This is a genomic window from Flavobacterium aurantiibacter (assembly GCF_002251775.1).
Classification (GTDB): Bacteria; Bacteroidota; Bacteroidia; order Flavobacteriales; family Flavobacteriaceae; genus Flavobacterium; species Flavobacterium aurantiibacter.
This window is the reverse complement of sequence record NZ_NOXX01000228.1, coordinates 1-11,774: the sequence shown is the minus strand read 5'-3', so window position 1 is coordinate 11,774 and position 11,774 is coordinate 1. Positions and strand designations below refer to the sequence as shown.

General features: G+C 36.4%; 6 protein-coding genes. All 6 read right to left on the bottom strand.

Translation table 11 applies throughout. The features are described 5' to 3' along the window. Positions 1-83 precede the first annotated feature (83 nt). The gene (locus CHX27_RS14915; protein WP_207758970.1) at positions 84-2,984 is read right to left on the bottom strand and encodes a site-specific DNA-methyltransferase; all 2,901 of its coding nucleotides are present in this window, start codon (positions 2,982-2,984) and stop codon (positions 84-86) included. 11 nt (positions 2,985-2,995) lie between these two features. After that, positions 2,996-3,679, bottom strand: a complete 684-nt coding sequence (locus tag CHX27_RS14910) for a retron system putative HNH endonuclease (RefSeq protein WP_094487553.1) — start codon at positions 3,677-3,679, stop codon at positions 2,996-2,998. Continuing rightward, the gene (locus CHX27_RS14905; RefSeq protein ID WP_094487552.1) at positions 3,679-4,971 is read right to left on the bottom strand and encodes an AAA family ATPase; all 1,293 of its coding nucleotides are present in this window, start codon (positions 4,969-4,971) and stop codon (positions 3,679-3,681) included. Before CHX27_RS14905 ends, CHX27_RS14910 begins: the two co-directional genes overlap by 1 nt. Before the next feature lie 9 nt (positions 4,972-4,980). Then, positions 4,981-7,824 (bottom strand): SNF2-related protein, encoded by a 2,844-nt coding sequence (locus tag CHX27_RS14900; protein ID WP_094487551.1) that lies wholly within the window; start codon positions 7,822-7,824, stop codon positions 4,981-4,983. Between the two features lie 144 nt (positions 7,825-7,968). Next, a complete protein-coding gene (gene pruA / locus CHX27_RS14895; RefSeq protein ID WP_094487550.1) occupies positions 7,969-9,597 on the bottom strand; it encodes an L-glutamate gamma-semialdehyde dehydrogenase in 1,629 nt (542 codons plus the stop codon). Positions 9,598-9,797: 200 nt separating this feature from the next. After that, complete coding sequence (locus tag CHX27_RS14890) at positions 9,798-11,315, bottom strand: WG repeat-containing protein (protein ID WP_094487549.1); 1,518 nt, start codon at positions 11,313-11,315, stop codon at positions 9,798-9,800. Positions 11,316-11,774 lie beyond the last annotated feature (459 nt).

The window sequence follows — 11,774 nt, the reverse complement described above, 5'->3', positions numbered from 1 at the left end:
TGTCGCCATTTACGTAGATGCGGTCAAACTCGGCATCGAGTGGGTTGTATTTACTCTTTTCTAGGAATTGGTTGAGGGCTGTACTATTGTGTTGGGTGCAATCTCTCCATACTACCAGTATTTTTTCTCCGGCTAAATTTTTTACCTGTTACCACTACATAGCCTTCTTTGGGTTTGGCATAACTTTCAACAACCAACCCAATCAGGTAATTGAAGGTTTCAACCAAATCTACTTTGGTAGGTTGCAGCTCGTTGTTTTTGGTAATATTTAAGTAGCAGTTAAACGGATTTTCAAACCACTCCAAATTGAGCAAACTTTCTTTTGCCTCTACATCTAACATATAGTTGAGCATATAGCCTTCTTTAAAGGTAGGGTTCATTTGTAAAGCCTGTTGTTGGGTTACGGTTTGTTTTAAAGCCAAGTTGTTGAGTGTATCTTCATAACTCTCCAAACGCATGTATTTAAAACAATGACTGATACCTTCACGGCTAACAGGCTTGCCTTCTTTCCAGTCTTTGCTGTAGATTACTTTTTGTATGCGGGGTTTTGTAACAATGTTAAAGTATTCCCCCATTTCAACTAAAATATATTTTCGTTTTCCGTTATCCTCTCTATTCAAACTAATTATTGAGTGACCCGTTGTGGCGGAACCTCCAAAGAAATCTAGAATAGTACTATTTGATTCAATATTTAAAGCCTTTATACAATCTTCTACTAAGCTTTTTGCCTTTGGAAAATCAAAAGGCTTCTCATTAAATAGTTCTTTTAATTCTGCAGCACCATAGTTTGCTGATGCATATTCCTTTTTGTCCCACCAAGTTGTGGGCAATGAACTTTCATCTAATCTTGTCTTAAAATCGATACTTACTTCGCCATCAGAATTCTTTCTTACTCTATATTCAGATAATTCATTTGGAACTCTTGCATTCCCTCTTTGCCAATTTTTTTCTATTATTCTGTCACCTTGTTTGATAGTCGGATAGACAATTACTTCACCATCTCGAGGTTGTTCAAGTAAATCGTACTCATTACTTTCATTATTCCATACCATTTCAGGAATTCTAATTTTGTTTTCATCAGCATTTGCAAATATTGGATAATACAACTTTGGCCTATCTTCCCTTTTATCATTGTTCCCTGACCTTATAAAATTTGCCCAAGCAAAACGACCATTTTCATCTTCCTTTGGATATCTTGCCAATCTTTGTTCAGTTAAGTCAAGACTACCCGGCACTGATTTTTCGGATTTTCCATAAAACAAAGCATATTCATGTGCTGGAGCAAATCTACCTTTAGTCTTTCTGCCAGCTGGATTTGATCTAACCGCAACTATACCTAGTTCTGAAAAAAATGCACTTTCAAGAATAGATCTTAAAGGTGAAACTTCTTCATCATCGATTGCTACACATATAATTCCACGATTTGATAGAATATCATTTGAAATTGTAATTCTGTTTTCTATTAAAGATAGGAAGGAAGAGTCCTTATAATCATTTTTATATAGTATAGAGGATGCGTCAGTGTTGTACGGTGGGTCTATGTAAATTCCATCAACTGAACCATTGTATCTTTTATTAATAAGGTTTAAAGCGTGATAATTGTCTGAATTAATCAACAATCCATCACAAGCATCATCAAAGTTTTCAATACTGCTTATCAATTGCGATTTAAAGGCTTCAGAGAAAAAGGCAGTATCTAAAACTAAAAATCGGTTTTGATTTAAAAACTCCATCGTAAGCGGGTTGCTAAAGCCCACTTTATCTTCCGAAAACAAGCTCCCTGTTTTTTCGGTTTTTATTTCATCAATGGCAAAGAGTTTTATCCATTCCTGTATTTGGGCTTGGTTATTCAGTATTTCGGGGTGCAAATCTTTTGGTACACGGTCAAGCGTAATGCAGTAGTTACATTCAACCACCATTTTCTTTTTCAGCCACAGTTTCTTTTGGAAATTTTCTAACTGTGCCAGGAAAGCAATGATCTTTTCGCCTATCTTTTTAATGGCTTTTATCTTGCTCAGTTGTTTTAAAAATTCCTGTTCGTCACGGGTGTTCAGGTCATCAATAAACAGTACTTCGTTTTTAATATAGAAGTCTAATTCACGGTTAAGGAAACCACCAAGGTCTTTGTGTATAAAGTAGTCAAAAGTGTTTCGGGCTGTATAATCGTTTAAGTGCTTTTGCAGCAAGGTTCTTTGTTTGTCTTTTTCTGTTGGTTTCAGGCTAAGCAAATCCAAAAACTCTTGCGGTATTTGGGCTTTTAGAGCATCAAAAGCTTGTCCCATTAATTCGCTTTGTTTTACTTTTTTGTCGGTGGGTTCATAGGTAAAGTAAATTTTAAATTCATCGCCTACGGTTTCACAAACCTTGTCTGTATAAATAGCAAATCGCCTTTCTTTATCGCCTTGTGTTTTGTTGTTGTTTTGTTCGGTACTGGCTTCTACCAATTCAAAACAAACGGTCTTGCCATTGCTCAACTTAAAGCGATATACTTTAAAGTACTCGCTGGTTTTAATGTAGTATTGGTCGGCATTTGCCCAATGCAGTTTTACTTCTTCGCCTTCGTAGGGTATGGCATACACATCTTTCTTATACCTACGCATGCTGATAAAATCGCCATTATCAAAATAGCGTTTAAAGAAATTGGCAAGCAGTGAGAAAACCTCGTTTTCGATGGAGGTCAAATCACCTATCCTTTCATATTGCGCCTTTAGCTCTTGCACTTGGGGAAGTTCTTCTGGATTGGGGTTTCCATATTTACGAGCAGTCTCAATTTCAGTATCTATTTGCTTTTTCAATTGAGCTGCATCAATAGCCTGACTATTGTTCAGCACTTCTTTCACTTGTGGTATAAGGTCCACCACTAAAAATTGTTCAATGTCTTTCCGCTTTTGATTCATGATGCGGTAAATACCAAAATCAAGTTCCGCTTTATCCAGCATGAACACTTCCTTGAGTGTATTGATGAGTTTATCGTAGTTTGTCATTTTTAATTTCTTTAATTCAATCCAATTTTTGGACCGATATACACTAAAAGATATTCTCTGAAAGGATGTCCTAAATCCAATAGAATTCGTGTGTACTGTGCTCGCCAATATCTTTGTTTATCTGCCACTGAATTAGCTGCTATCGAAATTCCAGTTAGAACATCCTTTGCTCTTTTGTTTTTGATAATCGAATGATTTAAATTCAATTGGCTAATAAATGCTTCAACCTGATTCTTTGTATTCATATCTAACCTATGCTTAGGGACAACTTCCCTTGTGCTGTAGGCACTGAAATATTTGTTTAGATTTTGATCAGTTGATTGAGCATTTGAGTAAAATATTAATGGAGGTAATAATTCACTTCCTCTGGTACTATCGCAATGAAGATTTCCTGTCAAAGGGTCTAGGACTTGCTGTTTTTTGCAAACAGCCACCAGATTGAAATAATTTGTTGATAGTTCTTTATTATGTTCTTTAGGTGTTACATGCTCAATGGAAGCATTTTCCAAAGTAATTTTTTGTTGACAATAAGCACATAAACTGTGTTGTTCATTAATTAAAAAAGATTTGGCTAGTCGCAAATCAGGTAATGACCTGTCATCAGCACCATAATCATAGCTTCTTCTATTTGGCGGAACTGTAAACCAATTGTTCCAGTCAGCAGGTTCAGTATTTTGTTTTTTTATGTATTGCATTAGTCTTCATATTTAGAAAGTTCCCACAATGAAATTGCCTTTTGCATATCAGGGTCATCTAACCCTATTTGTTGCTCTAGTTCATCTAAAAGTGTTTGAATTATCTGGTTTTTTGGGTCGGAATCAATTAGATTTAGAAGCTTATCAATTTTTTCTTGTGTTGGTACATGTCGATCATTTGCTCCTAATATATTCCTTAAAACAGCATTTATTTCTTTACCGAAATAAGTTGTATTCTGCTTTAGAATTTTATTTTCATTAATAATATACAAAGAGCCCTTTTCAAAATTAGCAACAACCGTTGGACTATGCGTAGTAATAAAAAACTGTACATTCGGCAACAAGTCTTGTAATATGCCAATTGTCTTTGCTTGCCATTTAGGATGTAGGTGCAAGTCAATTTCATCAATCGTTACGCAACCAAACTGCTTCTCAGACAATTCTTCAAGGGTTAACCATGGATTTAACTGTGATGCTCTCCAGATAATATCAATAATCAAATAAATAAGGTTTCTGAAACCATCGGAGTAATAGTTTATCGGTAAAGCAAAATTGGGCTTAAGTTGCAGAAATACATCAAAATCAAAATCTGGCTCTTGGTATATTTTTATTTCCTCTTTTTTTAAGTCTTCGAGGAAATAGACAAGTGTTTTGGTAATGGCTTGATCAACGTTTTCAAGGACTAAATCAATGAGTTCAACACCTTTGATTTGCTTCGTAGCCCTGCTGGTTACAGCATTGCCTAACCATTCTAATAAAGTACCTTTAATGGCATTGTCTTTCAAACATTGTAAATACCCATTTCTTCTGCCGGCCAAAGGGTCATATTTTTGTTTAGCCGATTGACTAGCATCTTTAAAAAGTCGTTGAGTTGAATAGTATGCTATTAGTGGCGCAACATCATGATTGGTTTTGTAGAAGCCATCTAAAATTTTGCTGCCGTATTCGCCTGCTGGTTTAACGAATTTAACATCATTATTTTTTGTCTTTGAATTGAAGTTTCTTGTCCATGATTTATCAATTAATTCAGAGAAAGCAGTAATAGATGTTTTAGGCATTGTAGTTAATTCACCATTTACCAGAACCATACGAGCCTCAGAAATATCAATCATCCTTTGCATCTTCTGTTCTTGCAAACTAAAAAATCCACCAAGTGATACATTGATTGCTTCAAGAATGGATGTCTTACCACTCCCATTTGAACCAACAAATAAGTTCACCCCCTTTTCAAATTCAACTTCGAGCTTTTCAAAGTTTTTGAAATTTTCTATTTGTATTTTATCTATTCTCATGTGTTGAATTTAAATTAGTTGCCAATTTATGGTAAACAAATGTGTTTTGTTAATCGCTTGTTTCATTCGCTTTTGTATATCAGCTATCATTTTATCTCTCATTTCTGCAATTTCATCTTCCACGATAAAAATTTCCTGCCTTTGTTTTTTCTGTTTCCTTGATTCTTCCTGTAATTGTTGTTGCAGTTTCAATTGAGCCATCGGGTCAGTGGTTTTCTGTACCTCACGGTTTAACTCTTTTATTTTAGCCTTAGTCTCCTTAATGGCTAATTCAGCAGCATTCATTCTGTCCTCAGCCCATTTGGTGAGTTTCTCTGTTTCAAATTTCAAGTAGTTGTTGTCCCTTTCTGAAATAGATTTCAATAAAGCATCTAAATGACTTTCAGTTTGTTTTGCAACTAGTTTTTCATCAATGCTTGTTGCGTTTCCATTGGCTTGTTTAACAGGCAAAGTGAGTAACCTTTTGGCTTGTTCCTCACTCAATGGTTTGCCATCGTCTGTTTGGCCAAATGCAACTACATAGTCAGATGATTCAAAAGAGTCCACACTTACAGCCAAAGCACTCAGCCAGCCTTGTTTTCCTTTCAGTTCTTCGAGTATTGAAACATTTCCTTCATAACCTGTTAAGTCAAAGTTGAGTGTTGTTACAGGTAATTCTTTTTCTTTAGCTTTTTCTAAAACAGTTTGTGCCAATGGATGCCCCATGCGATACACATGGGCTTCGGTATTTGGTTTACCCAATTTGAAAGATTCTGTGGGGAAAGTTGCTTCTGAATAAGGTTGCTTTTTGAGTTTGAAACTTAGATTTTTATCATTGAAAGTCGCAGCACCGTTCAATTCAAACTTGGTAACAGCCCAAAGCCATTGTTCATATTTATTGATGTATTCTCTGCTTTCAGACAAACGGATTTTCAATTTATCCAACACTTCATCATCAAAATTTGCCAAAAGTGTTTCTCTTGTAGAGAGCATTTTACTGTTGATTTGCTCGTCTAATTCTTTTTGAAGTAAATCAAACTGTTCAATGATTTCCTGTTCCGTTCTATATTTCTGATAGATTTCAGCAATACGTTTTTCAAAATCAACTCCCGATTCAATACTACCCAACACATCATCACTTGCCCCAAATACACCACTGAACAATTTGAATTTTTCATCCAATAATTGAAATACCCGGATGTCGGCAGCATTTTTCACATTCAGGAAGTTCACTACCACTACATCATATTTTTGACCGTAACGATGGCAACGACCAATACGCTGTTCAATGCGTTGTGGATTCCAAGGCAAGTCGTAATTGATAAGCAAAGAACAGAATTGCAAATTGATACCTTCGGCTGCTGCTTCGGTTGCAATCATAATGGTGGCGTCATTTCTGAAATACTCTACCAATGCAGCTCTTTTATCAGCCGTTGGAGAACCGGTTACTTTATCAGTTCCTTTGTTAGTCGCCAACCAACTTTTGTAAACCTTATTAGAAGTTTCATCATTATTTGAGCCGTTAAACAAAACAATCTTGTTGGGATATTGCTCACTCAGCAAATTGAAAAGGTAATTCTGCGTTCGGGTAGATTCTGTGAAGATGATGGCTTTCTTGTTGGCATGTTTATCCATTTTAGAAAAGCCTTCTTTCAAAGCGGTCAATAGTTTTTCTCCCTTAGCGTTATGCTTAATGGATTCTGCTAAATCTCTAAATTTTTCTAATTCAGTAATCTCAAGTTTTATAGCATCAATATCTGCCTCGGTCAAAGAATTATCATCTGTCTGTTCATCCTCTTCCCATTCTTCGGCTTGTTCTTCAAACAGTTCATAGTCTTCTGAAACTTCATCAATCACACTCACTTTTTGGTGGTCTTTAATAACCTGATGTAATTTCTTAATCAGGCTATTCAATGTTCCTGCAATCGCAAAGGAAGATGAAGCCAAAAGTTTTCTGAGAATCAAAGTCATTAAATGCCTTTGACTGGCAGGCAAAGCATACAACAACTCCTTTTGCAGATAATCACTTACTGCTTCATAGAGTTTCTGTTCATCATCCGATGGCTCAAACTTTATAGTAAGTGGAATTCGGTTGGTGTAACGAATGTATTCCTGAACTTGTCTGCGAAGATTGCGGATGCAAACCGATTTCAAACGGTCTCGTAAGTCCTGATAATTTTCTCCTTCAACTGTTCTTAAAAATTGACTTCTGAAACTTTTGATATCGCCAAAAGTGTGTTCATCAATAATGCTTACAAGCCCGTATAATTCAAGTAGTGAGTTTTGCAAAGGGGTAGCAGTTAATAACGCTTTTCTTGAATGTGATAAGGCTTCTTTAATTGCGTTTCCGATTTTGTTGGTCAGCTTGTAAACATTGCGTAAACGGTGTGCTTCGTCAACAACTGCCAAATCCCAGGAAATTAATTGCATTAAGTCTGCCTTTGCTCTTGCAAACTGATATGAACAAATGATAATTTTATTTTGGTCAAACGGGTTTCGCTTGCCCGATTTTACAAACTCATTGAAGTTCTTGTTTTCAAGAATGATGGAGTCCAAAAAGAACTTATCATATAATTCTTGGCTCCATTGTTTTCTTAGGTTTGCTGGGCAAATAATTAAGAGCTTCTTTCTTCTTTCAGCCCACAGTTGAGAAAGTAAAATACCTGCTTCAATGGTTTTACCTAATCCAACTTCGTCTGCCAATATAGCACCTTTTGACAATGGAGATTTAAAAGCAAATAAAGCCGATTCCACTTGATGTGGATTCAAGTCAACTTGAGCGTCCATTAACGCAATATTAAACTTTTCATTGCTCCCAGAGGGAAAACGCTTTGTCAGCTCGTAAGCGATGTATTTAACCTGATAAGGATTCATCTGAGATAAAATGAAAATAAATGCAAATTAGCACTTGTAGTTGCAATTACCTCAATTATCTGAAAAAAGTTCAATATTAAAAAGAAAAGGCGCTAATGTTTGACATTTAGCCCCTTCATTTTTTAGTTATTATTTCTACAAAATCTATTCGCCTAAAAACGGATAGCGGTAATCTTCCGGCGTTACAAAAGTTTCTTTGATGGTGCGCGCCGAAACCCAACGCAACAAGTTCATCGCCGATCCGGCTTTGTCGTTTGTTCCCGAAGCACGTGCGCCACCAAACGGCTGCATACCCACCACGGCACCTGTTGGCTTATCGTTAATGTAAAAGTTTCCAGCCGAGTTTTTCAAAGCGGTTGTTGCTTCTGCAATAGCATAACGATCGCTGCTAAAAATAGCTCCCGTTAGCGCGTATTCGCTGGTTGTATCCACTAGGTGCAACATGTTATTCCATTCGGCGTCGTCGTACAAATACAAGGTTATCACCGGACCAAAAAGTTCGGTTTCCATCGTCTCGTACTTGGGATTTGTTGTTAAAATTACCGTTGGCGCAATAAAATACCCAACCGATTTGTCGTACGTTCCTCCGTAAATAATCTCGGCATCTGTTGCTGTACGTGCTTTTTCGATGTAGCTTACTAATTTATCAAACGAACCTTCGTGAATAACGGCAGTTATAAAGTTGCTAAAATCTTGCGGCGATCCCATTTTTAAAGTGGCCAATTCTTTTCCGAGCAAATCGTTAATAGCTGGCCACAAACTTTTAGGTAAATATGCCCGCGAGGCCGCCGAACATTTTTGTCCTTGAAATTCGAACGCACCGCGAATAATTCCCGCAACAACTTGTTTTACGTTAGCCGACGGGTGTGCAACGATAAAATCTTTTCCACCGGTTTCGCCTACAATGCGCGGATATGTTTTGTATTTGTAAATATTTGTTCCAATGGTGTTCCAGATATCTTTGAAAACGTGCGTAGATCCGGTAAAGTGAACACCGGCAAAATCAGCGTGATTAAAAATAGTTTCGCTAATCATTTGCGCATCGCCAAACACCACGTTAATGACACCGTCGGGAACGCCCGCTTCTTGAAATACGTCGAGAATTACTTTGGCTGAGAAAACCTGACTGTCGCTCGGTTTCCAAACCACGGTATTTCCCATTAACGCAGCGCTCGCAGGCAAATTTGCTGCAATGGCCGTAAAGTTAAAAGGTGTAATGGCATAAACAAATCCTTCTAAAGGGCGGTATTCAACACGGTTCCAAACACCCGAATCCGATTTTGGCTGGTCGGCGTAAATCTGCGTCATAAATGCCACGTTGTAACGTAAAAAGTCGATTAACTCGCAGGCGGCATCAATTTCCGCTTGAAAAATGTTTTTCGATTGCGCAATCATGGTCGCCGCATTGATTTTTGCACGATACGGACCCGCGATTAGCTCGGCTGCTTTCAAAAAGATGGCAGCGCGTTGTTCCCAAGCTAAATTTTCCCATTGAGCTTTTGCGTGTAATGCCGCATCGATTGCTGCCTCAACGTGCGATCTCTCTGCCAAATGATAGGTTCCCACTACATGCTGATGATCGTGCGGAGCGGTCATTTTTCGTGTAGTTCCTGTTTTAATGCGTTGGCTTCCAATGTACAAAGGCACATCTATCGGGTTGTTCCACAGGGTTTCGTACGCTTGCAATACAGCTTCTTTTTCCGGACTACCGGGTTTATACGACTTTACCGGTTCGTTTACCGGAGTAGGCACAGAGAAAAATCCTTTTAACATGAGGTGTTGTGGTATTTAGGTTTTTGAAAACGTTTTCGTAAAATGAAATACAAAGGTATAAACCTATGCGCGATAATTAAAACGAGAGGGGAAATTGTTGGTGGTTAGTGAATTTTTCGGACAGTTTTATTGAAGCTAAGAGCGAAACCATCAAAAAAGATGTTAGAATTTCGACTTTGCTACTTGCAGTTCTCAACTTACTAATTATTGAAAAGCCCTTGTTTTACTTCATAGTATTTTTTTAATTTTTGCTTTCTAAATTCAATGACTTCTTTTTTAATTACAAACGCATCATATTCTATTTCAAGAAGAACTTTATTTTCTGAGTTTACTATTCCAAATTTTTTGCCCTTTTTGACGATAAATTCATTGCTGAGATAAATGTTTTCGATAAAATCGTATTCACAGGGAACTACTATCTTATTTTGATAATTCACAATGCCAAACTTCCCATTTGCGGAAAATATTTGATTAGCATTTGTGACAAAATGAGGCGTTTCAGTAAATGCAACCAAATCATCGGCAAGTATTTCTAGTTCTTCGAATTTCTGACCATCTAGTTTTACTATAATTGGCCTTTTATTCTTTGTTGCAAAAATGGAATTTTCGAAAACATTAAAAAATTGATAATCTTCATCCAATAATTTTTCTCCATTCACAAGGAATAACCCGTTTTTATCTTCAGTATTTACCACAATGTAGTAAGAATTTAATGCTGTGGATATCCATTTATAACGCATTGGTAGTACATCTTGTTCTAAATGAAGGTCAACTATTCCGCATAAATTATCTTTGACAACAGTGTAGTGGGAACTCTTTTTGTTATCTCCGTCGATAGAGAATTTTTCACGAAAAGAAGGGTAAATGTGATCGTATATAAATGGCTTTATTACGGAATCTGTGCGGGAGATGATTCCTTTTTTACCATCTCTGGTCGCTATGAAAACATCTTCCGTTTGTTCTAGTTTGTCGAATTTTACTGGAATTAAAAACTGTGCTTTTACAGTAACAACCCCAAATTTTGCACTTAAATTATCTTTTATCAGAAATAAGTCATCTTTCAGAATAGCTTCAAAAGCACAGTCTTTAATGGGCTTTAGAACAATATTTGCTTGATTATCAATAATAAAATTTGATTTATTAGCATCCGTAACTATTGCTTTACCATCTTTAAACCTAGAGATTTTTAAAAATTGTAAATCAGTAATTTGTTTTCCTTGATAGTTATATAGGCTTTTAGCACCACCCGTTTCGGCAATGATCAAATTTCCATCGAAAAACAGATAGTCGTACTTGAGTGGTAAAACAAGGTTATTTAGCGTATCTAAAACACCGTGTTTTCCGGCTTTTGAAACACCTATGAGTCCTTCTTGGTGATAATAAACATTATCGTAATCAATTGGAATTCTGATATTTCCCTTTAAATCAATATACCCTCTTTTGAATTTTCTATTGACTCTATTTCCTACTTCAAATAAATTTTTGAGTTCAGATCTGTTGTAAATGAAAGAGAAAGTTGGCTGGATAAAGACATTTCCCGTGCTGTCGATAACCCCCATTTTTTTATCAAATGTTCTAAAAACCGCATAATTATTTTGAAAATCATAAACGTATTCATACTTTTTCTTTAAAACCAATCTCTCTTTTACAAAATTAAATTTGCTTTGACTCAAACATATAATTGGGAACAGTAACAAATAAATTTTAAGTGCTTTCATTAGTTTTTTTCTAGCGGAATCAATACTTCTTAAAAGGGTCGTTAATATGTGGTTTAAAGATACTTAAACCGACATATATTCTCTATAATTTCAACGTTATATTCAAATCTCGTTCCTCTAAAAAAAACGGGATTTCTCGGATTTATTGCCTAAACTATATTGCAACTNCCGAAGTTGGATAAGGCGGCGTATTTAAATGCGGAAATTAGAGATTGGCAGAATTACAATTTACTTCCGGGCGCTGTAAATCTTTATTTTGAAGGCACGTACTTAGGTCAGTCGTTTTTGAATGTTGAACAAGCTTCGGATACCTTGTCGGTTTCGTTAGGTCGCGATAAGGCGATTGTTATCGATCGTGTGAAGCGACAAGATTTTACCAAAAAGCAGTTCTTAAGCTCGAACAAAACCGAACGTAACGGCTTTGATATTTCGGTAAAGAACAATAAAAAGCAAGCAATT

What these genes read in the sequence shown, in the direction of transcription:
- CHX27_RS14915 (WP_207758970.1), bottom strand. Translation starts at nt 2,984, where the DNA reads ATGACAAACTACGATAAACTCATCAATACACTCAAGGAAGTGTTCATG.
- CHX27_RS14910 (WP_094487553.1), bottom strand. Translation starts at nt 3,679, where the DNA reads ATGCAATACATAAAAAAACAAAATACTGAACCTGCTGACTGGAACAAT.
- CHX27_RS14905 (WP_094487552.1), bottom strand. Translation starts at nt 4,971, where the DNA reads ATGAGAATAGATAAAATACAAATAGAAAATTTCAAAAACTTTGAAAAG.
- CHX27_RS14900 (WP_094487551.1), bottom strand. Translation starts at nt 7,824, where the DNA reads ATGAATCCTTATCAGGTTAAATACATCGCTTACGAGCTGACAAAGCGT.
- pruA (WP_094487550.1), bottom strand. Translation starts at nt 9,597, where the DNA reads ATGTTAAAAGGATTTTTCTCTGTGCCTACTCCGGTAAACGAACCGGTA.
- CHX27_RS14890 (WP_094487549.1), bottom strand. Translation starts at nt 11,315, where the DNA reads ATGAAAGCACTTAAAATTTATTTGTTACTGTTCCCAATTATATGTTTG.